Source organism: Mesorhizobium sp. M1423 (assembly GCF_040317575.1).
Taxonomy (GTDB): domain Bacteria; phylum Pseudomonadota; class Alphaproteobacteria; order Rhizobiales; family Rhizobiaceae; genus Mesorhizobium.
Genome location: NZ_JAMYKU010000037.1, coordinates 1 through 22,949, shown reverse-complemented (window position 1 = coordinate 22,949; position 22,949 = coordinate 1). Strand labels below are relative to the sequence as shown.

Below are 22,949 nucleotides of genomic sequence, written 5' to 3'. Positions count from 1 at the left end.
TGTCGCAAGGGAGGTCGCATCCAGTCGAACCGACCCCCTCTGGCCTGCCGGCCATCTCCCCCTCAAGGGGGGAGATCACCTGCCCTCAAACATGCACCGCCCGCCCGAGCGCCTTCAGCGCCGCTTCCTGAAAACCCTCCCCTTGCGTCGGGTGGGCGTGGATGGTGCCGGCAATGTCCTCTAGACGCGCGCCCATCTCCAGTGCCAGGCCGAAGGCCGTCGACAGTTCCGACACGCCTTGGCCGACCGCCTGGATGCCGAGCACCAGATGGTTGTCGGCGCGGGCAACGACCCGGACAAAGCCCTCCTCACCCATCTTCGTCATCGCCCGGCCATTGGCGGCGAAGGGGAACAATCCGACCTTGATTTCGCCGCCGAGCCCCTTTGCCTCCTCCGGCGACAGGCCTGCGGTGATCAGCTCCGGATCGGTGAAGCAGATAGCGGGAATGCAGCGTTTGTCCCAGCTGCGCTTGTGGCCGGCGACGATCTCGGCGACCATTTCGCCTTGCGCCATCGCCCGGTGCGCCAGCATCGGCTCGCCGGTGACGTCGCCTACAGCAAAGATGCCGCGCATCGAGGTGCGGCACTGGTCGTCGATGCGGATGAATTTTCCCGCCATGTCGAGGTCGATCTGCTCGAGCCCCCAGTCTTCGACCACCGGCTTGCGCCCGACGGTGACCAGAATCCTGTGGGCAACGATCTTGGCATTCTTGCCGTCCTTCGTCTCGACCAGCAGCGCATCGCCCTTGGTCGACAACCCCCTGGCCTTGGCGCCCACAAGCACCTCGATCCCGAGCTCGGCGAGCCGCTTCACCACCGGCCGGGTCAGTTCGGCATCATATTGCGCCAGTACGCGCGGCAAAGCCTCGACCACGGTCACCTTGGCGCCCATCTTGGCGAAGGCGATGCCGAGCTCCAGCCCGATATAGCCGCCACCAACGACGGCAAGCCTTTCCGGCACTTCGCTCAGCGCCAGCGCTTCGGTGGACGATATCACCAGCCCACCGAAGGGCAGCGACGGCAATTCGATCGACGCCGAGCCCGTGGCGATCACCACCGTCTCGGCGCGGACCACCTGCATCCCGGTTTCGGTCTGGACCTCGACGGTCTTGCCGTCACGGAATTTCGCCCAGCCGTGCACGGTCTTGACCCCGGCCTTCTTCAACAGGCCGGCAACGCCGCTGTTAAGCCGGCTAACGATGCCGTCCTTCCAGGCGATGGTCGTTTCGAGATCAATCGATGGTGTTGCGATTGAAATGCCGAGCGGGCTCTTGCCGCCGGCCATGTGCGACGCCTTTTCGAACTCTTCGGCCGCATGGATCAGCGCCTTGGACGGGATGCAGCCGACATTGAGACAGGTGCCGCCCGGTTTGCCGAACTCGACGATAACCGTGTCGATGCCAAGCTGGCCGGCGCGGATGGCGCAGACATAGCCGCCGGGACCGGCGCCGATGACGAGCAGCTTGCAGGAGATTTCCTTCATGTCGTGCCCCATGCAGCGGCTCGGAAAAGGGCGCTCTGTGGCGATCCTTCGCGCCCCCCTCTGTCCTGCCGGACATCTCCCCCACAAGGGGGGAGATTGGATCTCGCCTCCGCCTTCGCCAATCGCCGCCGTCGCAGGAGCGGTCGGAGCGCGGAAACTGCCAATCTCCCCCCTTGTGGGGGAGATGCCTGGCAAGGCAGAGGGGGGCGCTGTCCCTCCAGCCTCCCGATCGTTCCGCACCGCCCCAACATTCTATTCATCTCCTCAATCCACAAAAATCAGCGCTGGCGTTTCCAGCAGCGCCTTTATCCGCTGGATGAACACCGCAGCGTCCCAGCCGTCGATGACGCGGTGGTCGAAGCTGGAGGACAGGTTCATCATCTTGCGCGGGATGAACTGGGTGCCGTCCCACACCGGCCGCATCATCATCTTGTTGACGCCGAGGATCGCCACTTCCGGATGATTGATCACCGGCGTCGTCGCCACACCGCCCATCGCCCCGAGCGAAGTGATGGTGATGGTCGATCCAGAGAGCTCGTCGCGCGTCGCCGTGCCGGATTTTGCCGCCTCAGCCAGCCTGACAACCTCGGCTGCGCAATCCCAGATGTCGCGCGCCTCGGCGTGCTTGACCACCGGCACCACCAGCCCCGACGGGGTCTGCGCGGCGATGCCGATATGGACCCCGCCATGCTGGTGGATGATGCCGGCCTCGTCGTCGAACAGCGCGTTGAGGTTTGGCTGGTCGGCAATCGCCTTGACCATCGCCCGCATCAGGAACGGCAGCAGCGTCAGCTTCGGCCTGTCCGCGCCCGGCCGCTTCTCCTTGTTGAGCGCGGCGCGCAAATCCTCGAGCGCGGTGACGTCGATCTCTTCGACATAGGTGATGTGCGGGATGCGCGATTTGGCCAGCGTCATCTTCTCGGCGATCTTTCGCCTGAGCCCGACTATCTTGATGTCCTCGACCGCCTCGTTGCGGACAAGCCCGGCAATCTTGGCGGGCCCGGGTCCGCGCGCCAGGAAAGCCTCGATATCCTCATGCTGGATGCGACCGGCCGGGCCGCTCCCCACAACTTGCCGCAGGTCGATGCCGGCCTCTTTCGCCCTGAGGCGGACGGCCGGCGAGGCCAGCGGCTTCTCGCCCTCCGGACGCCGCGCGCCGGAGATCGGCGCAGTACCCCCACCGGAGGGGAATACCGTTGCCGGCTCACTTTCGCGCGCAGAAGCGCTTTCTGACGGAGGTGGGACTGGTTTGGCGTCGGCCTTGGGAGCCGAAGCTCGTCCCCCTCCCCCTTGTGGGGGTCCGAAGGACGGGCGAGACCCGTGGCTCGCCCCGGCAAGGTCAGGGGTGGGGGTACGCTTGGCGCCCGCCTCAACGTCCCGTGGCGGCTTGACGTTACCCTCGCCGGCCACCTTCAGGCGCACGATGGGCGAGCCGATCGCCACCGTGTCGCCGATCTCGGCGCCGAGCCAAAGGATCTCGCCATCGACGGGCGAGGGAATCTCGACCGTCGCCTTGTCGGTCATGACCGCGGCCAGCACGGCGTCCTCGCGCACGAGATCGCCGACCTTGACGTGCCACTCGACCAGCTCGGCCTCGGCGACGCCTTCACCGACATCCGGCAGCTTGATGATATGCTCGCCCACGCTAGGTCTCCATGGTTTCAAGCAAGGCACGGCCGACCCGGGCGGGACCGGGGAAATAGTCCCACTCCTGCGCATGTGGATAGGGCGTGTCCCAGCCGGTGACCCGCGCCACCGGCGCCTCCAGATGGTAGAAGCAGTTTTCCTGAACCAGCGCCGACAGTTCGGCGCCGAACCCCGATGTCAGCGTCGCCTCGTGCACGACCACGCAGCGCCCGGTCTTGTTGACCGAGGCGACGATCGTCTCGAGGTCGAGCGGCAGCAGCGTTCTCAGATCGATGATCTCGGCATCGATGCCGGTCTCCTCGGCCGCCGCCTGGGCGACATAGACCATCGTGCCATAGGCAAGTACGGTGACCGCACCGCCCTGTCTGCGGATCATCGCCTTGCCGAGCGGCACCGTGTAATGGCCGTCGGCGACTTCGCCGAGCTCATGTTTCGACCATGGTGTTACCGGCCGCTCGTGATGACCGTCGAAGGGCCCGTTATAAAGTCGCTTCGGTTCCAGGAAGATCACCGGGTCGGGATCCTCGATCGCCGCGATCAGCAGGCCCTTGGCGTCATGCGGATTGGACGGCACGACGACCTTCAGCCCGGAGACATGGGTGAACAGCGCCTCCGGACTCTGGCTGTGGGTCTGGCCACCAAAAATGCCGCCGCCGGTGGGCATCCTGACCACGATCGGGCAGGTGAAATCACCGTTCGATCGGTAGCGCAGCCGCGCCGCTTCCGAGACGATCTGGTCATAGGCCGGATAAACATAGTCGGCAAACTGCACCTCGACGCAAGGCTTCAGCCCGTAGGCGGCCATGCCGATGGCCGCGCCGACAATGCCGGCCTCGCTGATTGGCGCGTCGAAGCAGCGGCTCTTGCCGTATTTCGCCTGCAGGCCTTGCGTACAGCGGAAGACGCCGCCGAAGAAGCCGACATCCTCGCCGAACACGATGACGCGCTCGTCGCGCGCCATCGACACGTCCATGGCGTCGCGGATTGCCTCGATCATGGTCCGTCGCGGCATGGTCAGACTCCCGCCTGCTGGCGCTGGCGCCTGAGGTGCGGCGGCATCTCGGCATAGACGCCCTCGAACATATCGCGCGCCGAGGGCTTACCGCCGGCATGCAGCGTGCCGTTGCGCTCGGCCTCCCGCTGCGCTGAAATCACCGTGTCGAGGATTTCCGCCTCGGCCTGGGCGTGGCGTTCGTCCGACCAGACGCCGCGCTGGATGAGGTGGTTCTTCAGCCTGACGATCGGGTCGCCGAGCGGCCACGCGTCGGACTCGGCCTTCGGCCGGTAGGCCGACGGGTCATCGGAGCTGGAATGGGCGCCGACGCGGTAAGTGACATATTCGACCAGCGTCGGCCCGAGATTGTTGCGCGCCCGCTCCGCCGCCCATTTGGCCACCGCATGGACGGCGAGATAGTCGTTGCCGTCGACGCGCAGCGACGGGATGCCGAAGCCCAGTCCGCGGGCAGCAAAAGTGCCGGAGCCGCCCCGGGCGATCCCCTGGAAGGTCGAAATCGCCCACTGGTTGTTGACGACGTTGAGCACGACCGGCGCCTTGTAGGTCGAGGCGAACACCAGCGCCGAATGGAAGTCGGACTCGGCGGTCGAGCCGTCGCCGATCCAGGCGGCGGCGATCTTCTGGTCATTGCTGATCGCCGAAGCCATCGCCCAGCCGACCGCCTGGATGTACTGCGTCGCCAGATTGCCGGAGATCGAGAAAAAGCCGTGCTCCTTCGACGAGTACATGATCGGCAGCTGCCGGCCCTTCAGCGGATCGGCCTCGTTCGAATAGATCTGGTTCATCATCGTGACCATCGGATAGCCGTCGGCGATGAGCAGGCCGGCCTGCCGATAGGTCGGAAAATTCATGTCGCCCGGCGCCAGCGCCTTGCGGAAGGCGCAGCTCACCGCCTCTTCGCCGAGATGCTGCATGTAGAAGGAGGTCTTGCCCTGGCGCTGCGCCATCTGCATGCGCGCATCGAAGCTGCGCAGCGTCACCATATGGCGCAACCCTTCCAGCAGTTCCTCGTCGGAAAGCAGGCCGGCCCACGGCCCGACCGCCTCGCCGGCGCGGTTGAGCACACGAATGATCGAGAACGCCAGATCGCGGATGGTGCGCGGATCGACGTCGATCTCGGGGCGCGGCACCGAGCCGGCCTTGGGGATGGTCACGTCTGAAAAATCCGGCGTGCCGCCCGGCCGCACCTCCGGCTCCGGAACATGGAAGCGCAACATTCCGGCATCGGCCATGATCTCGGTCCTCCACTGTTGCCCGGCGCGATATTTGCACACCGCCGGACCAGTGCCAATTCGTCGGGCAGGGCTTCGCTGCCGCCGACGTTGACTACCCCGGCAGACAAGATGCAGATATGTCGGCGAAATTTCTTGTCGATCTTCCGGATCGGCGCGCAATTTGGCGAATGATTGCGCCGGGTTTCCCGCCAGATAAGACAATGCGTCGGATTGGGGCCTCGCGCGGCGCCGCGTTCCTTCTCCCCTTGTGGGAGAAGGTGTCGCCGAAGGCGACGGATGAGGGGTGTTCCAGCTTGGCAAGGACGGCACTCCGTCCAACACCCCTCTTCCGTCTTGGCGCTGCGCGCCAATCCACCTTCTCCCACAAGGGGAGAAGGAAAGGAGGAGCGACTCCGTTCACCCCGCGCCCGCGTCATGCTAATCAGCGCCCATGGCACAGAAGAAAGCATACGAGGTCGATTCATGGCTCGCGAAGCCGGATCCGCGCGTCTCGATCGTGCTGCTTTACGGTCCCGATCGCGGGCTGGTCGCCGAGCGGGCAAAGGCCTTTGCCGCCAGGACCGGCCTGCCGCTCGACGATCCGTTCTCGGTGGTCAGGCTGGACGGATCGGAGGTCGATCGCGACGAGGGCCGCCTGCTCGACGAGGCGCACACCGTGCCGATGTTTTCGGAGCGGCGCCTGCTATGGGTGCGCAATGCCGGCGCTCAGAAGGCGCTTGCCGACGACGTCAGGGCGCTGACCGCCGAGCCGCCGCGCGATGCCATTATCCTGATCGAGGCCGGTGACCTGAAGAAGGGCGTCGGCCTGCGCGGCGTGGTGGAGGCGGCGGACAATGCCATGGCTCTGCCTTGCTACGCCGATGAGGCCAGGGACATTGACACGGTCATCGACGACGAACTGCGCAAGGCTGGCATGTCGATGACGCTGGAGGCGCGGCAGGCGCTGCGCCGCAACCTCGGCGGCGACCGGCTGGCCTCGCGCGGCGAGATCGAAAAGCTGGTGCTTTATGCGGATGGCCAGGCCGAAATCGGCCTCGACGACGTCAAGGCGACATCCGGCGATGTCTCCGGCCTCTCCTTCGATGCGGCCGTCGACGCCCTGCTCGAAGGCAGGATCGCCGACTTCGACAGCGCCTTCACCCGCCATTGCCAGTCTGGCGGCCAGCCCTTCCTGGTGCTTTCATCGGCGATGCGGCAGTTGCAGACGATCCAGGCGATGCGCGGCCTGATGGACGCCGGCGGCCGCAATGCCGCTTCGGTCGTAGCCGCGGCGCGCCCGCCGGTGTTTTTCTCCAGGCGCAAGCTGGTCGAGAAAGCCCTCGAACGCTGGAGCAGCGAGGCGCTCGGCCGCGCCCTGACCCGCTTGCAGACGGCGGTGCTGCAAACGCGCCGGCGGCCCGATCTGTCGATCGCGCTGGCACGGCAGGCGCTGCTCGGCATTGCCGTGGAAAGCGCAAGGCTGGCGCAGAGGTAAGCGCGCTTCGAGCAGATGGTGGCTTCAACTCAGTCGGAGACGACCAATCATTGAGGCTGGCGCCGCCCCTCATTGCGCTACCGGGCATTTCTCCCCGTAAACGAGGAGAAAGAAGCCGGCCGCGACGCCGGCACCCTTCTTGCAACGGTGGAAATCGGCAAAACCGTCAGAGACAGCGCCCTTCTCCCCGTCACTATACGGGAGAAGATGCCGGCAGGCAGATGAGGGCGGCGCCAACACCCGAAACAGGAGCGAATTCTTGTCAGAACGGCAGCCGATTCACGAGTAGTTTGCCGGCTAAGGTACCAGGCCCCACTTACTCCCGCTTCAGCCTTCGGCAAAGCTCATCGAGCTGCTCCAGCGTCCGGTAGGCGACGCTGATCACGCCGCCGCGCTGGTTGTGCTCGATCGTGACGATCATGCCGATCGTGCTGGTCATCTGCCGCTCCAGCGCCAGTGTGTCGGTATCCTTTTGCGGCGGTGCGGCGGGCGGGCGTTTTGCCGCCGGCGCGCCGACCGGCATCTGCGCCAGCGCCTCGGCCTGGCGCACCGAAAGCCCCTCATCGATGATCCGCTTGGCGAGCCCGGCCGGGTCGTCGGCCGTCACCAAGGTACGGGCGTGGCCGGCCGACAGCGCCCCATCGACCAGCATGTCGCGAATGACGTCGGGCAGCTTGAGCAGCCTCAGCGTGTTGGCGACATGGCTGCGGCTCTTGCCGATCACCTGGCCGAGATCGGCCTGGGTATAGCCGTGGTCGTCGATCAGCTGCTGGTAGCCCAGCGCTTCCTCGACCGGGTTGAGGTCGGTGCGCTGGACGTTTTCGATGATCGCCAGTTCGAGCGCCGTGCGATCGTTGACATCGCGCACAATGATCGGGATTTCGGTCAGCCCGGCGCGTTGCGCCGCACGCCAACGACGCTCGCCGGCGATAATCTCGTAGCGGCCCGTTTGGGTTTTCGACGGCCGCGCCACCACCGGCTGCACCACGCCGTGTTCGCGGATCGACTGGGCGAGGTCGGTCAGGTCGGCGTCGCCAAAATGCCGCCGCGGGTTTTTCGGGTTAGGGCTGAGGAACTCGATCGGCACCTTGCCGTCGGCCGCCAGCCCCGGCTTTTCCGGTGCCGCCGGGCGATCGATTTCGCCGATCAGGGCCGCCAATCCCCGGCCCAGTCTCTTTCTCGAAGGGTCTTCGTTCATCGTCCGTCCAGATCGTTTCGGTATCGAATCGCTTGTTGGTGACTGTCAGGCGGCACGCAATTTGCGCTCGCGGCGGATCACTTCCGAAGCAAGCTGCAGATAGGCCTGGCTGCCCGAGCATTTGAGGTCGTAGAGAATCGCCGGTTTGCCATAGGACGGCGCCTCGGAAACGCGGACATTGCGCGGGATGACGGTTTCATAGACCTTATCGCCCATATGCGCCCGTACATCCTGCACCACCTGGTTGGCGAGATTGTTGCGCCCGTCGAACATCGTCAGCACTATGCCCTGGATCGTCAGATCGGGGTTGATTGAACGGCGCACCTGCTCGACCGTCTCCAACAGCTGGCTCAGGCCCTCCAGCGCGAAGAATTCACACTGCAGCGGTACCAGCACCGAATCGGCCGCAGCCATCGAATTCAGCGTCAGCAGATTGAGCGAAGGCGGGCAGTCGATCAGCACATAGCCGAAATTGGCCGAACGCTCGGCCGAAGCCCGCAGCGCGTTGCGCAGCCGCAGCACCCGATCCGGCGCCGAGGCGATTTCCATCTCGATGCCGAGCAGGTCGAGTGTCGACGGCACGATCGACAGGCCGGGCACCGCCGTCGGGATCGCCGCCGCTTCCAGGTCGAGTTCGCCGGTCAGCACATCATAGGACGAGACGGTGCGGTCGCGCCGGTCGATGCCAAGCCCGGTGCTGGCGTTGCCCTGCGGGTCGAGATCGACGATCAGCACCTGTTCGCCTATAGCGGCCAGCGCGGTGGCCAGATTGATGGCCGTCGTCGTCTTGCCGACGCCGCCCTTCTGGTTGGCGACGGTGATGATTCGGGGGCCGTTCTTCATCATGGGTCTATGCCAGAAATTCATTCGGGGTCGCCGGTCACTAGCCAGGGTGCTGTCGCAAGTCGGATATTTCGAGAACGACGCCCTGCGCGTCGGTTACACTGGCATGTTCTACCAGATCGAAAGACCATCGTTGAGCGCTTTCTGCCACTTCGGCGCGGTAATCCCGGCCTTTGTGAAACAGGCCGCGCGCGCCCTTCGTCAGCCACGGCGCCGCTAGGTCGAGCAGGGCCGGCAGCGAGGCGAGCGCCCTGGCCGTGACGATTTGCGGTGCAGGAACAAGAGGATAGCTGTCGTCTATGCGTCGCGCGATGACCTTGGCAGGCAGGCTGAACTGTCCGACGACCGCTTGCAGGAACGATGCTTTTTTCCGATTGCTTTCAACCAGGTCGATGCTGGCCCCTTCACGCTCGACCAGTAGAAAGGCCAGCACAAGGCCGGGAAAGCCGCCGCCGGAGCCGAGATCGACCCAACGCTTCGCGTCTGGTTTGATTCGCGCCAGCTGCGCGCTGTCGAGGATGTGGCGGCGCCAGACATCGTCCTGCGTCGATTGCGCAGCCAGATTGATCCGGCGATTCCATTTCTGGAAGACGGCCTCGAACTCGACCAGACGATCGAATGTTTCACGTGAAACCGGGCCTGCTGCCTGTTGCAGGTTCGCCCACGACGCAGCGCTCACGCGACCTGCTTTCGCGCGGCCGCCTCGGCGTTGCGGACATGCGCGACGATAATCGCCAGCGCCGCCGGCGTCATGCCTTCCATACGCTGCGCGTCGGCGATGGAGCGCGGCTGGCGTGCCAACATCTTCTGCTTCAGCTCATTGGACAGGCCGGGAACAGAAGCAAAGTCGAGCGACTCGGGAATAAGCCGGCTCTCCTCAAGCCTGATCTGCGAGACGTCCGCCTGCTGGCGGTCGAGATAGACGGAATATTTGGCTTCCGTTTCAAGACGTTCGGCCGTTTTGGCGTCGATAGCGCCAAAAGCAGGTTCGATGCGCCCCAGCCAGGCGATATCGACACCGGGATAGGCCAGCAACTCATAGACCGAGCGGCGCACGCCGTCCCGGTTGATCTCGAGCCCATGGCGCGCCGCCTCATTGGGGGTCATCGTGGTGCCGAGGGCGAGCTGCCGCGCCTTCTCAAGGTCTTGCACGACAGTGTTGAACCGTTGCGTTCGGTCCGGCGAGGCGATCCCTAGTCTCATCGCCAGCGGCGTCAGCCGCTCATCGGCATTGTCCGCCCGCAGCGACAGCCGGAACTCGGCCCGCGAGGTGAACATGCGGTAGGGTTCGGCGATGCCGCGGCTGGTCAAATCGTCGACCATCACCCCGATATAGGCTTCCGTCCGGCTGAGCACGATTTCAGCGCTCGCCGACGCCTTGCGCGCGGCGTTGACGCCAGCGAGCAGCCCTTGCGCGCCAGCCTCCTCGTAGCCCGTGGTTCCGTTGATTTGGCCGGCGAGGAAAAGCCCGGCGATCCGCTTGGTTTCCAGCGTCGGCTTGAGTTCGCGTGGGTCGATATGGTCATATTCGATGGCATAGCCGGGCTGCAGCATCGTTGCCCGCTCCAGCCCCGGAATGGTTTTCAGAATGTCGAGCTGTACGTCCTCGGGCAGGGAGGTCGAGATGCCGTTCGGGTACACTGTGTCGTCGTCGAGCCCTTCTGGCTCCAGAAAAATCTGGTGGCCTTCGCGGTCACCGAACTTGACGATCTTGTCTTCGATGGACGGGCAATAACGCGGCCCGACGCCTTCGATTGACCCCGAATACATAGCCGAGCGGCCAAGATTGGCGCGAATCAGCTCATGCGTGGCATTGGTCGTGCGCGTAATCCCGCAATGGATCTGCGGGTTTTCGATGCGGTCGGTCATCAGCGAGAACGGCACGGGATCTTCGTCCGCCGCCTGGCTCTCAAGCGACGCCCAATCGATCGTCCTGCCGTCCAGCCGCGGCGGCGTGCCGGTCTTCAGCCGCCCGAGCCTGAAGCCGGCGCGGCTCATCGTCGCCGACAGGCCGATGCTCGCTTGCTCGTTCATGCGGCCGGCGACGATTTTCTTCTCGCCAATATGAATCAGCCCGCGCAGAAAGGTGCCGGTCGTCAGCACCACGGCGCCACAGGCGAGCCTGCTTCCATCCGCCAGCAGCACCGCCGTGATGCGCCCATCGTCGATTTCCCCGTCATTGATGTCGAAGTCCAGCACCTCGCCTTCAATGACATCGAGGCCAGCCTGCTGCCGGATTGCCGCCTGCATGGCGAGCCGATAGAGCTTCCTGTCGGCTTGCGTCCGCGGACCGCGGACCGCTGGCCCCTTACGACGGTTGAGCAGACGGAACTGGATGCCGGCCGCATCGGCGACGCGCCCCATCAGCCCGTCCATGGCATCGATCTCGCGAACCAGATGGCCTTTGCCGAGGCCGCCAATCGCCGGGTTGCAGGACATCACACCGATCGTGTCGAAGCGCAGCGTCACCAGCGCGGTTCTGGCGCCGGCACGCGCGGCAGCACTGGCCGCCTCGCACCCAGCATGGCCGCCACCCACCACAACCACATCATAGCGATTGGTCATCTGTATCTTCCGGTTCGAATCTGCCGACACATGTGCCCGCCGGGACGAGCTGTCAAGAACAGAGAGGCTTCAGGCGCATAACTGCGCTGACCATTGCAGATAGAGAACGCCCGGCGCTGCCCTGTCTGCCTTCTCCCTTTGTGGGAGAAGGTGGATTGGCGCGCAGCGCCAAGACGGTTGAGGGGTGCTGGACGGATCACCGTCGGTGCCAAGCTGGAACACCGCTCATCCAACCGAGCTTCGCTCGGCCACCTTCTCCCACAGGGGGAGAAGGCGAGGGCCGCACCTAACCCCCTCAACCTACAGCACCTGCGACATTTGCACAGCGAATCGTTTCACGTGAAACAATGCCCCCACTGACCGCCCAGCGTTTCACGTGAATCACTGGGGCGTATTCTTCCCAATGTTTCACGTGAGTCACTTGCCGATACAGAATTGCGAAAAGATCACGTCGAGCATATCCTCGACATCGACCGCGCCGACGATCCGTCCGAGCCGATCCGCCGCCAGGCGCAGTTCCTCGGCGCGCAATTCCTGTCCGCGATCACTACTTGCCGCTGCCGCAAGCAGGAAGCGTTTCGTCTCATTGAGCAGCTCGACGTGCCGCAGCCGCGACGGCAGGATATCGCCGGCCTGGCCGATCTGCGCTGCGGCGTGCCGCCCGATCTCGTCCAGCAATTCGGCCACTCCCGTGCCGTCCTGCGTCGAGATAGCGATATCGTAGTGCGCCGCAGGCGAGGGTGATTTGCCCCTCAGAAGATCAACCTTCGTTCCGACCCTCAGCGCCGGAATGGCGCCCGGCAGCACACCGATCGCCATTGGCTCAGCCATCTCCTCAAGCAGCAACAGCAGGTCCGCACTGTGCGCCTTGGCCCTGGCCTTCTCGATGCCGATCGCCTCGATCTTGCCGGGCGCCTCGCGCAGACCGGCGGTGTCGGTTACCCGGACCCGCATCCCTTCGAGGTCCAGCACCACCTCCAGCAAGTCGCGGGTCGTGCCCGGCTCATCGGTGACGATCGCCGCCTCGCGCCGCGCCAGAGCGTTGAACAGGCTGGATTTGCCGGCATTCGGCGCACCGAGGATGACGACTTCGAACCCGTCGCGAATGATTTCGGCAGCGCGGAAGCCGGCGACATGGCGCTCGATCTCGGCGATCATGGCCCGCACGTCGGACCAGACTGTGTCGGCGACCGAACCCGGCACGTCGTCCTCGTCGGCAAAATCGATCTCGGCCTCGATCATCGCGCGGGCGTGGATCAGCCGTCGGCGCCAGCCCAGATAGAGTTCGCTCTGCACGCCTTCGGCATTGTGCACGGCAAAGCGCCGCTGCGCCTCGGTTTCGGCATTGATGAGATCGGCCAGCGCCTCGGTTTCGACCAGATCGAGCTTGCCGTTGACAAAGGCGCGGCGGGTGAATTCACCCGGCTCGGCATGCCTGACGCCGTCGAAGGAGGTGATCGTTTCCAGCATCTTCGCCACGACGGCGCGTCCGCCATGCACATGGAACTCGGCAACGTCCTCGCCGGTAAAACTGTCGGGACCGGCAAAGAAGACGACCAGGCCGCTGTCCAGCACCGATCCGTCCGGCGCCCGTAACTTGCAATAGCTAGCAACGCGGTTCGGCACGGCCGATCCGGCAATCGTTTCGACTACGAATCGACTCTGCGGCCCCGAAATTCGGATCAACGCAATGCCGGCCGGCAGGCGCCCGCTCGACAGTGCCACGATGGAGTCTTTTGAAATCATTTGCCCGCTCTGCCGAAGCGCCCTAGCTATGCCTGTTCAATCCACCATCGAGTTGCGCCGTGACATTGCCTGCACAAAACCTGCTTGCCGAAGAGGCCAGTCCCTATCTGCAGCAGCACAGCGGCAATCCGGTGCACTGGCGGCCATGGTCGCCTGCCGCTCTGGCCGAAGCACAGGCGCTACAGCGTCCGATCCTGCTGTCAGTCGGCTACGCTGCCTGCCACTGGTGCCACGTCATGGCGCATGAGAGCTTCGAGAACGACGGCGTCGCCGCCGTCATGAACCGTCTCTTCGTCAATATCAAGGTCGACCGCGAGGAGCGCCCCGACATCGACCAGATCTACATGGCGGCGCTGTCCTCGATGGGCGAGCAGGGCGGATGGCCGCTGACCATGTTCCTGACGCCGGACGGCAAGCCGTTCTGGGGCGGCACATACTTCCCTCGCGAAGCCCGCTACGGGCGCCCGGGCTTCGTCCAGGTGCTGGAGGCGGTCGACAAGGCTTGGCGGGAGAAGAAAGAAAGCGTTAACCAAAGCGCCGACGGTTTGACTACGCATGTCGAGGCGCGGCTGGCGGGCAGCCATGCCAAGGCCGTACTCGACAGCGACACGCTAGCGAAGCTCGCCAACGGCATTGACGGCATGATCGACCGCGAGCTGGGCGGCCTGCGCGGCGCACCCAAATTCCCCAACGCGCCGTTCATGCAGAGCCTCTGGCTGTCCTGGCTGCGCGACAGCACCGCAGCCCATCGTGACGCCGTTCTCCTCAGCCTCGAAAAGATGCTGGCCGGCGGCATCTACGACCATGTCGGCGGTGGCCTCAGTCGCTACTCGACCGACGCCGAATGGCTGGTGCCGCATTTCGAAAAGATGCTCTACGACAATGCCCAACTCGTCCGGCTGTGCAATTGGGCCTATGCGTCAACTGGCAAGGAATTGTTCCGGTTGCGAATCGAAGAGACGATTGCCTGGCTGTTGCGCGAAATGCGGGTCGAGGGCGGTGCCTTCGCTGCCAGTCTCGATGCCGACAGCGAAGGGGAAGAAGGGCTGTTCTATACCTGGAGCAAGGATGAGGTCGAGCTTGCCCTTGATGACGAATCAGCATTGTTTTTTAACTACTTCACACTTGCCGACCCGCACGGCTGGGAGGGCAAGCCGATCATCCGCCAGACAGAAGCCCAGCAGACGCAAAGTGTGATCGACCGCCAACAGCTCGTCCCGCTGAAAGAAAAATTGCTCGCGGCGAGGGCACAGCGCATCCGGCCAGGGCGTGACGGCAAGGCACTGACCGACTGGAATGGTCTGATGATCGCAGCGCTTGCAGAGGCCGGGCGATCGCTTGGCCGATCCGACTGGATCGTAGCGGCGGCAGCGGCCTTTGCCGCCATTGCGGCTGCCGGGCGCGATAACCGTCTGTCGCATTCCATGCTCGGCGCAAAGAGGCTGTTCCCGGCTCTTTCGAGCGACTATGCCGCCATGACCAATGCGGCGGTCTCGCTGTTCGAGGCGACCGGCAATCCCGACTATATCGATCGCGCCGGGAACTTCATTGAGCAACTCGATCTCTGGCACCGGGACAGCGACAAGACCGGCTACTATCTGACCGCATCGAACAGCACGGATGTGCCGATCCGCATCCGCGGCGATGTCGACGAGGCCATTCCTTCCGCCACTGGGCAGATCATCGAAGCCATGGTCCGATTGTCGTCGCTGACCCGCGATCTCGAACTCTGGGAAAAAGCCTGGACAGTCGCCGAGCATGCGGCCGGGCGGGCGGAGCACCAGCCCTATGGCCAGGCAGGAATCGTCAATGCCTGTGCCCTGGCGCTCGAACCGCTGAAACTGGTGATCGTGGATAAACCCGAGAATCCAAGGCTTGTTCCGGTTGCGAATCGAAATCCGGACCCACGTCGGGTGGACATCGTCGTGCCTGTTGGCTCGGCGACAAATCTGCCGGCCTTGCCGGGCGGCGTCCTGCCGCCAACGGCCGAGCCCGGCGCCTGGCTGTGCACGGGGCAGGTCTGCCTGCCGGTGGTAACGGAAGCTGAAGAGCTGGAAGGGTTATTGCGCCGAAGATAGGATTCGTAATCCTATGGCGAAGCAAGGAGCGAAGCGACGCAGCGCAGACCATAGGATCCATGCCGTGACTTTCGCGCGCTGCAACGGCGCAAATTCTGCTCCGCTGCTTTCTCCGGTAGAGCTCACGGCATGGATCCTCGGGCCAAGCCCGAGGATGACGAAGGCAACGGCCAGCCCCCAACCCTACGTATTCATCGAATCGAAGAAGTCCGCATTCGTCTTGGTCTGCTTGAGCTTGTCGATCAGGAACTCGATGGCATCGGTAGTTCCCATCGGCGCCAGGATGCGGCGCAGCACGAAGATCTTCTGCAGATCCTGCTTGGAAACCAGCAGGTCTTCCTTGCGGGTGCCGGACTTCAATATGTCCATGGCCGGATAGATGCGCTTGTCGGCCACCTTGCGGTCGAGCTGGATTTCGCAGTTGCCGGTGCCCTTGAACTCTTCGAAGATGACTTCGTCCATGCGGCTGCCGGTGTCGATCAGCGCGGTGGCGATGATGGTCAGCGAGCCGCCTTCCTCGATGTTGCGGGCGGCGCCGAAGAAGCGCTTCGGCCGCTGCAGCGCGTTCGCGTCGACACCGCCGGTCAGCACCTTGCCGGATGACGGCACGACGGTGTTGTAGGCGCGACCGAGACGCGTGATCGAATCCAGCAGGATCACCACGTCGCGACCGTGCTCGACCAGGCGCTTGGCCTTTTCGATCACCATCTCGGCAACCTGGACATGGCGTACCGCCGGCTCGTCGAAGGTCGACGAGATCACCTCGCCCTTCACCGAGCGCTGCATGTCGGTAACCTCCTCCGGCCGCTCGTCGATCAGAAGCACGATCAGATAGCATTCCGGATGGTTGGCGGTGATCGAGTGGGCGATGTTCTGCATGAGAACCGTCTTGCCGGTGCGCGGCTGCGCATTGATCAACGCACGCTGCCCCTTGCCGATCGGCGCGACCAGGTCGATCACGCGCGGCGAGATGTCCTTGGTGGTCGGATTGTCGATCTCCATCTTCAGCCGCTTGGTCGGATAGAGCGGCGTCAGGTTGTCAAAGTGGATCTTGTGGCGGATTTTTTCCGGATCGTCGAAATTGATTGTGTTGACCTTGAGCAGCGCGAAATAGCGCTCGCCCTCTTTCGGGCTGCGGATAGGGCCTTCAACCGTATCGCCGGTCTTCAGCGAAAACCGCCGGATCTGCGAGGGTGAAATATAGATGTCGTCGGGACCTGGCAGATAATTTGCGTTGGCCGAGCGCAGAAAGCCAAAGCCGTCCTGCAGCACTTCGACGACGCCGTCGCCGATGATCTCGATATCCTGTGCCGCCAGCTTCTTCAGGATCGCGAACATCAGCTCCTGCTTGCGCATGACGCTGGCGTTCTCGACCTCGAGCGATTCCGCATAGGCGATCAACTCTGGTGGTTTCTTGTTCTTGAACTCGGTGAGTTTCATTTCTTGCATGGACGGACTCTGAATGAGCTTTGGGAAAAATATCGGCGGGATGCGACAAATGCCGGGCGCGGCCGAAAGCGATGACGGGCGGCGCATGACGGGAAGGAAGACCCGTCTTTTATCGTCGGTCGGGTGAAAGAGCAAGCCGCCTTTTGCGGGCACCGAATACGTCAGAATGGTTTCACGATAACCAGGACGACGATGACGACCATCAGCAATGTGGGGATCTCATTGACGATCCGCCAGTGCCTTGCCGGTTTTTCATTGCGGTCTTCGGCAAATTTCCGGACGGCGCCGGCGAAATAGCCATGCACGGCCGACAGACCCACCACCGCAGCGATCTTGGCATGCAGCCAGCCGCCTTGAAAACCAAAGCCTTTCCAGGCGAGCCACAGGCCGAACGCCCAGGTAATCACCATCGCCGGATTGATGATGCCGCGCAGCAGGCGGCGCTCCATTACCTTGAAGGTCTCCGACTGGACGGAGCCTTTTTCGGCATCGGCATGATAGACCAGCAAGCGCGGCAGATAGAGCATGCCCGCCATCCAGGAGATGACGGCAATCACATGGATCGCCTTTGCCCAGGGATAGAAATCATCGGGCCCGAAGAGAAACAGCAGCCCGGCCAGCACGAGGAAAATGGCGATCGCGATTGCCGCGCGGCGCGTCGCCCCGCTACCGCTGTTCGTGCTGTTCGCATTGTCTGCGCCCATCATCGTCACGACGCGCTCCGCACCAGTTTGACCATCTGCTCGACATGCGCGAGCGGCGTCTCCGGCGTGATGCCGTGGCCGAGGTTGAAGATCAGCGGCCGGTCCCCTAACACCTTCAGGATCGCCCCCACGCCGTCGGCAAGCGCCTTGCCGCCGGCCACCAGCCGCAGCGGATCGAGATTGCCTTGCACGGCGCCGTCACGCTGCAATTCCTTCGCAGTCGACAATGGCACGGTCCAGTCGAGGCCCAGCCCGGTCACGCCGGTCGTCTGGCGATAGCTCCGGTAGTGATCTCCGGCGCCTTTGGGAAAGCCGATGATCGGAACGTCGGGATGGACAGCCTTCACCTGCCGGACAATCTCGGCCACCGGCCGGACGCAGAACAACTCGAAAGACGCTTCGTCGAGCACGCCGGACCACGAATCAAAGATCTGCACCACGTCGGCGCCGGCTTCGATCTGCCGGATCAGATAGGCAGCCGAATGATCGGCGAGCACTTTCAGGAGCCGAAGAAAGGCCGCCGGCTCGCGATAGGCGAACAGCCTGGCCGGCGCCTGGTCGGGCGTACCGTGGCCGGCAATCATGTAGGTCGCCACCGTCCAGGGCGCACCGCAGAAGCCGATCAGCGTCGTTTCATCAGGCAGTCTGGCGCGCAATCGCCGCACCGTCTCGTAGACCGGCTCGAGATTCACGTGAAACGTTTCGCCGTCGAGAGCCTCGATCTCCGCAGCCGAGATCGGCGTCAACAGCGGGCCGCGTCCTTCCTCGAAGCGCACGTCGCGGCCGAGCGCATGCGGCACGACAAGGATATCGGAAAACAGGATCGATGCGTCGAAGCCGAAGCGTTCGATCGGCTGCAGCGTCACTTCGACGGCGAGATCCGGGTCGTAGCAAAGATCGAGGAACGATCCGGCCCGTCTCCTCGTCTCCCGGTATTCCGGCAGATAGCGGCCGGCTTGGCGCATAATCCAGAGCGGCGGCGGAAACGCTGCCTTGCCTCTCAACACGTCCAGCACGATCCGGTCTTGAGGCATTGAGCGCTCGCCTTTCCAGGCTTCCCTATAATTAAATATTCTATTTTTAGGAATCTTATGATTCTAAGAGTCTGTTGGTTGTGGTGGTTGTCTCCTGTCCCGCTTTGCCCTGGAAAAGACCAGCCAGCATATTGTCGCGCGCTTCTCCAACGGGATTGCAGGACTTTGTGGAAAGCCGGGAATTTCCGACTGGAGTCAATGCGTTGCCGCCAGGCCAAGGAACTTGCCCCTGTGGATGAAGCGAAGGCAAAAAGCTCCGTCCCCGGACTTGTCCCCAACCGCCCGAAGAAGCCGACAGCACATCGAATTGTGGACAAACCGGCATCTGATACAGTCGCTTGGCGGTGGCCGAGTTTTCCGCCCGGCTTATCCACATCGGCCCACAGCCTGGAATGTATCCTGTGAACAAACCGCAGAGCTTCTTTCACCTTCACCTGATTTCCGACGCCACCGGCGAAACGCTGCTGGCCGCCGGCCGCGCCGCTTCCGCGCAATACAAGGATGCGCGCGCCATCGAACACATCTACCCGCTCATCCGCACCGAAAAACAGGTGACGAAAGTGTTCGAGGACATCGAGGAGGAGCCGGGCATCATCCTCTACACCGTCGTCGACCAGAAGCTTGCCCGTGGCATCGATGAACGCTGCGCGGCGATGGGCCTGCCTTGCGTCTCGGTACTGGAGCCGGTGCTGACGGTGTTCCAGTCCTATCTCGGCACGCCGGCCGGCCGCCGCGTCGGCGCCCAGCATGTGCTGGACGCCGAATATTTTCGCCGCATCGACGCGCTCAATTTCACCATGGAGCATGATGACGGCCAGCTGCCGGCCAATATGGACGATGCCGACATCGTGCTTGTCGGCATCTCACGCACCTCGAAGACGCCGACCAGCATCTATCTCGCCAATCGCGGCATCAAGACCGCCAACATCCCGATCGTGCTCGGCGTGCCGGTGCCGGAAAGCCTGGTCTACGCCAGGAGGCCACTGATCGTCGGCCTGATCGCCACTGCCGAGCGCATCTCCCAGGTCCGGCAGAACCGCGTTCTCGGCAACAGCGCCTACGAGCCGACCGATTACGTCGACCGCGCCGCGATCGCCGAAGAGCTCGCCTACGCCCGCCAGATCTGCACACGGCATGGCTGGCCGATGATCGATGTCAGCCGCCGTTCGATCGAGGAGACGGCGGCGGCTATCGTTGCCCTGCGCGGCAAGACGCGCTAGGGCGTGTGATATTCAGGTGATGCCGGCCTACAAACGGCGGCTTCCTGCGCTTCCGGTGCTCACGTACGAAAAGTACGCTCCGCTCCGGTTCTCGGAAGCCACTATTTTCGGCTTGGCCTGACCTGAATCTCGACACACCCTAGTGAGCGCCAGGAACGGGGGCGAAAAAAATGGCCGAAAAAATCATCCTGGCCTCGGGCAGCCCGTTCCGCAAGGCGCTGCTTGTCAATGCCGGCGTTGTGGTCGAAGCGGTTCCGGCTTCTGTCGACGAACGTGCGCTGGAGGCGCCGCTGCAAAATAGTGGCGTGTCGCCGGAGGACGTCGCCCTGGTGCTTGCCGAGGCCAAGGCCACCGAAGTCAGTGAGCGCAAGCCCGGCGCCCTGGTGCTCGGCTGCGACCAGACGCTGTCCCTCGGCGACGAGCTGTTCCACAAGCCGGCCGACATGGAAGGCGCACGCCGTCATCTGCTGGCGTTGTCGGGCAAGACGCATCATCTCAACAGCGCCGTCGTGCTGGCCCGTGACGGCCAGGTTCTGTGGCGGCATGTCGGCATCGCCAGCCTGACCATGCGCAAGCTCGATCCGGCCTTCATCGGCCGCCATCTGGCGCGCGTCGGCGCCAAGGCGTTGTCCAGCGTTGGTGCCTACCAGATCGAAGGCGAGGGCATCCAGCTGTTCGAAAAGATCGAGGGCGACTACTTCACCATTGTTGGCCTGCCGCTTTTGCCGGTGCTGGCCAAGCTGCGTGAGCTCGGGGCGATCGATGGCTGAGGCCTCGAAAAAAGCCTTCGTCACCGGCCACCCGATCGGCCATTCCAGGTCACCGAAGATCCACGGCTACTGGCTGGCGAAATACGGCATCGACGGCGTCTACGAGGCCATTGACGTTGCGCCAGAAGCGTTTGCCGAATTCCTGCAAACGCTGCAGGCACAAGGCTATAGCGGCGGCAACGTCACCATCCCGCACAAGGAGGCCGCCTTCGCATTGGCGGCGCGCCGCGACGACGCGGCCGAACAAATCGGTGCGGTCAACACACTGTGGTTTGAGGATGGCGAATTGTGGGGCGGCAATACCGATGCCCATGGCTTTGCCGCCAATCTGGACGAGTATGCACCGGGTTGGGCGGCCGACGGCCCGGCCGTTGTGCTCGGTGCCGGCGGTGCCGCTCGCGCGGTCATCCATGCGCTAAAGCAGCGCGGCGTCAACGATATCCGCATCGTGAACCGGACGCTTGCGAGGGCGCAGGAGCTGCGCGACCGCTTCGGTGCCGGCGTCTCCGCCCATGGCATGGCGGCGGCCGGTGAATTGCTCGAAGATGCCGGCCTGCTGGTCAACACGTCAGCGCTCGGCATGCATGGCAATGAAGGCCTGTCCGCCGATCCGGGCAGACTGCCCGACCGCGCCATCGTCACCGACATCGTCTATGTTCCGCTGGAAACGCCGTTGCTCGCCGCAGCCAGCGCGCGCGGCCTCAAGACCGTCGATGGGCTCGGCATGCTGCTGCACCAGGCGGTGCCCGGCTTCGAGCGCTGGTTCGGCACCAGGCCGCAGGTCACCGCCGAACTGCGGCAAATGATCATTGCCGATATCGGCGCGAAGCCATGATCGTGCTCGGCCTCACCGGATCGATCGGCATGGGCAAGTCGACCACGGCAAAGATGTTTGCCGAGGCCGGCGTGCCGGTCCATGATTCCGACGAGGCGGTGCATCGCCTCTATGCCGGCAAGGCCGCCCCAATGGTCGAGGTGGTCTTTCCCGGGACCACCCGATCCGGTGCGGTCGATCGCACAAAGTTGGCCGAACGGGTGCTCGGCGATGCCGCCGCGCTGAAACGGCTGGAAGCGATCATCCATCCGCTGGTCCGTGCCGACGCCGATGCCTTTCTGGCGCAAAATCGTGCCGCCGGCGCGCCACTTGCCGTGCTCGATATACCGCTGCTGTTCGAGACCGGCGGCCGCGATCGCGTCGACAAGGTTGTGGTCGTCACCGCGCCGGCCGAGATCCAGCGCGCCCGCGTGCTGGCGCGCCCGGGCATGAGCGAGGAAAAGTTTGCGTCGATCCTGGCCAGGCAGGTTCCCGACGCCGAAAAGCGCCGGCGCGCCGACTTCGTCGTCGACACCGGCCAGGGCTTTGACGCCGCCCGCGCGGCTGTCAATGCGATCGTCGCCGAACTAGTCGGGGATAAAGCAGCCAGGCCGGGTTAAGAGGCTTGCAGCCCACATTACTTGTTGCCATTTTGTTCCGGGTGTGATTCGGCTAGAATGACGCGGAACCAATGGACTGATTCGATGCGTGAGATCATCTTCGATACGGAAACCACCGGCCTCGACACGCGCGAGGACCGCGTCATCGAGCTTGGCGGCATCGAGCTGGTCAACCGCTTTCCGACCGGCCGCACCTTCCACAAATACATCAACCCACAAGGCCGCCCGATTCATCACGAGGCGCAGGCCGTGCACGGCATTAGCGCCGCCGATCTTCAAGGCAAGCCGACTTTCATGGAGATCGCCGAGGAGTTCCTGGCCTTCATCGACGGCGCCAAGCTGGTCGCCCATAATGCCGGCTTCGACATCGGCTTCCTCAATCTCGAATTCGGCCGGCTTGGCCATCCGGCCATCGATCCCGGACGGATCGTCGACACGCTGGCGCTGGCGCGCCGCAAGCATCCAATGGGTCCCAATTCGCTCGACGCGCTCTGCCGCCGCTATGGCATCGACAATGGCCGTCGCACCAAGCACGGCGCGTTGCTCGATTCGGAATTGCTGGCCGAGGTCTATATCGAGCTTATCGGCGGCAAGCAGGCCAGCCTCATCCTCGACAGCATCATGACGCCGGCGGGCGGACGACAGAATGTCGACGACATCGACATTTCGATCGGCGTCAGGCCCATCGCCTTGCCCTCGCGCCTGACCGATGCCGAGCGCGCTGCACACGCGGGCATGGTTGGCAGCCTCGGCGAAAAGGCGCTTTGGCTGCGCATCGGCCGGGAAGCGAGTTCCGCGGCATAGTGATTTTGAGCGGAGTGATCCGTCGCCCCCTCTGACCTGCCCTTTTAGCCACCACTTGGCATCTCCCCCTCAGTGGGAAAGATTGGCAGTCCCAGCGCCTCGCTCATTCCTGCGACGATGAAGGATTGGCGAAGGCTGACGTGAAGTTCCGATCTCCCCCCTTGTGGGCCTGTTGCGTAATTCGCTGATTGTGATTCTCTGAGGTGGACGGTCTGAGGGAATCGCGATGGCAGTGAAGCAGACGGGCCAG

General features: G+C 63.8%; 19 protein-coding genes. 7 read left to right on the top strand and 12 right to left on the bottom strand.

Annotation, left to right across the window (positions count from 1 at the left end; translation table 11 throughout):
- Positions 1–85: 85 nt before the first annotated feature.
- The 4 genes from lpdA to NKG95_RS30605 form a co-directional block, all read right to left on the bottom strand.
- The gene (gene lpdA, locus NKG95_RS30620) at positions 86–1,483 is read right to left on the bottom strand and encodes a dihydrolipoyl dehydrogenase (protein WP_353043324.1); all 1,398 of its coding nucleotides are present in this window, start codon (positions 1,481–1,483) and stop codon (positions 86–88) included.
- Between the two features lie 264 nt (positions 1,484–1,747).
- Positions 1,748–3,127, bottom strand: a complete 1,380-nt coding sequence (locus NKG95_RS30615; protein ID WP_353010888.1) for a dihydrolipoamide acetyltransferase family protein — start codon at positions 3,125–3,127, stop codon at positions 1,748–1,750.
- A 1-nt stretch (position 3,128) separates the two neighbouring features.
- Positions 3,129–4,142, bottom strand: coding sequence for an alpha-ketoacid dehydrogenase subunit beta (locus NKG95_RS30610; RefSeq protein WP_353043323.1), 1,014 nt, complete (start codon positions 4,140–4,142; stop codon positions 3,129–3,131).
- Between the two features lie 2 nt (positions 4,143–4,144).
- Complete coding sequence (locus tag NKG95_RS30605) at positions 4,145–5,377, bottom strand: 3-methyl-2-oxobutanoate dehydrogenase (2-methylpropanoyl-transferring) subunit alpha (RefSeq protein WP_353010892.1); 1,233 nt, start codon at positions 5,375–5,377, stop codon at positions 4,145–4,147.
- Positions 5,378–5,810: 433 nt separating this feature from the next.
- Here NKG95_RS30605 and holA point away from each other — a divergent pair, with 433 nt between their 5' ends.
- The gene (holA, locus tag NKG95_RS30600) at positions 5,811–6,854 is read left to right on the top strand and encodes a DNA polymerase III subunit delta (RefSeq protein WP_353043322.1); all 1,044 of its coding nucleotides are present in this window, start codon (positions 5,811–5,813) and stop codon (positions 6,852–6,854) included.
- A 316-nt stretch (positions 6,855–7,170) separates the two neighbouring features.
- Here the strand turns inward: holA and NKG95_RS30595 are convergent, their stop codons facing one another.
- The 5 genes from NKG95_RS30595 to mnmE form a co-directional block, all read right to left on the bottom strand.
- On the bottom strand, positions 7,171–8,052 hold the full coding sequence (locus tag NKG95_RS30595) for a ParB/RepB/Spo0J family partition protein (RefSeq protein WP_353024709.1): 882 nt from the start codon (positions 8,050–8,052) through the stop codon (positions 7,171–7,173).
- A gap of 45 nt (positions 8,053–8,097) precedes the next feature.
- Positions 8,098–8,898 (bottom strand): ParA family protein, encoded by an 801-nt coding sequence (locus NKG95_RS30590; protein ID WP_084642633.1) that lies wholly within the window; start codon positions 8,896–8,898, stop codon positions 8,098–8,100.
- A 37-nt stretch (positions 8,899–8,935) separates the two neighbouring features.
- Positions 8,936–9,574 (bottom strand): 16S rRNA (guanine(527)-N(7))-methyltransferase RsmG, encoded by a 639-nt coding sequence (gene rsmG / locus NKG95_RS30585; RefSeq protein ID WP_353043321.1) that lies wholly within the window; start codon positions 9,572–9,574, stop codon positions 8,936–8,938.
- Entirely contained in the window at positions 9,571–11,460 is a 1,890-nt protein-coding gene (gene mnmG, locus NKG95_RS30580) for a tRNA uridine-5-carboxymethylaminomethyl(34) synthesis enzyme MnmG (protein WP_353043320.1), read from the bottom strand. Before mnmG ends, rsmG begins: the two co-directional genes overlap by 4 nt.
- Positions 11,461–11,877: 417 nt before the next feature.
- Positions 11,878–13,206 carry a tRNA uridine-5-carboxymethylaminomethyl(34) synthesis GTPase MnmE gene (mnmE, locus tag NKG95_RS30575; RefSeq protein ID WP_353043319.1) on the bottom strand — a complete coding sequence of 443 codons (1,329 nt, stop codon included), beginning with the start codon at positions 13,204–13,206 and terminating at the stop codon, positions 11,878–11,880.
- A gap of 59 nt (positions 13,207–13,265) precedes the next feature.
- On the opposite strand from mnmE, the gene NKG95_RS30570 reads away from it, so the two are divergent.
- Positions 13,266–15,284, top strand: a complete 2,019-nt coding sequence (locus tag NKG95_RS30570; RefSeq protein WP_352481327.1) for a thioredoxin domain-containing protein — start codon at positions 13,266–13,268, stop codon at positions 15,282–15,284.
- Positions 15,285–15,467: 183 nt separating this feature from the next.
- On the opposite strand, the gene rho is transcribed toward NKG95_RS30570, so the two are convergent.
- From rho to hemE, 3 genes are all read right to left on the bottom strand, one after another.
- The gene (gene rho / locus NKG95_RS30565) at positions 15,468–16,733 is read right to left on the bottom strand and encodes a transcription termination factor Rho (protein ID WP_023718755.1); all 1,266 of its coding nucleotides are present in this window, start codon (positions 16,731–16,733) and stop codon (positions 15,468–15,470) included.
- Positions 16,734–16,894: 161 nt separating this feature from the next.
- Positions 16,895–17,440: a protoporphyrinogen oxidase HemJ gene (hemJ, locus tag NKG95_RS30560; RefSeq protein WP_031193949.1), complete on the bottom strand. Its 546-nt coding sequence runs from the start codon at positions 17,438–17,440 to the stop codon at positions 16,895–16,897.
- 2 nt (positions 17,441–17,442) lie between these two features.
- Positions 17,443–18,471 carry a uroporphyrinogen decarboxylase gene (gene hemE / locus NKG95_RS30555; protein WP_352481328.1) on the bottom strand — a complete coding sequence of 343 codons (1,029 nt, stop codon included), beginning with the start codon at positions 18,469–18,471 and terminating at the stop codon, positions 17,443–17,445.
- A 401-nt stretch (positions 18,472–18,872) separates the two neighbouring features.
- Here hemE and NKG95_RS30550 point away from each other — a divergent pair, with 401 nt between their 5' ends.
- From NKG95_RS30550 to dnaQ, 5 genes are all read left to right on the top strand, one after another.
- Positions 18,873–19,691: a pyruvate, water dikinase regulatory protein gene (locus NKG95_RS30550; protein WP_023718758.1), complete on the top strand. Its 819-nt coding sequence runs from the start codon at positions 18,873–18,875 to the stop codon at positions 19,689–19,691.
- 170 nt (positions 19,692–19,861) lie between these two features.
- Positions 19,862–20,461 carry a Maf-like protein gene (locus NKG95_RS30545; protein ID WP_352481329.1) on the top strand — a complete coding sequence of 200 codons (600 nt, stop codon included), beginning with the start codon at positions 19,862–19,864 and terminating at the stop codon, positions 20,459–20,461.
- Positions 20,454–21,296, top strand: a complete 843-nt coding sequence (locus tag NKG95_RS30540) for a shikimate dehydrogenase (protein ID WP_023718760.1) — start codon at positions 20,454–20,456, stop codon at positions 21,294–21,296. The genes NKG95_RS30545 and NKG95_RS30540 overlap by 8 nt, the downstream gene beginning before the upstream one ends.
- The gene (gene coaE / locus NKG95_RS30535) at positions 21,293–21,895 is read left to right on the top strand and encodes a dephospho-CoA kinase (RefSeq protein WP_023718761.1); all 603 of its coding nucleotides are present in this window, start codon (positions 21,293–21,295) and stop codon (positions 21,893–21,895) included. The genes NKG95_RS30540 and coaE overlap by 4 nt, the downstream gene beginning before the upstream one ends.
- A gap of 84 nt (positions 21,896–21,979) precedes the next feature.
- Positions 21,980–22,699 (top strand): DNA polymerase III subunit epsilon, encoded by a 720-nt coding sequence (dnaQ, locus tag NKG95_RS30530; protein ID WP_023718762.1) that lies wholly within the window; start codon positions 21,980–21,982, stop codon positions 22,697–22,699.
- Positions 22,700–22,949 lie beyond the last annotated feature (250 nt).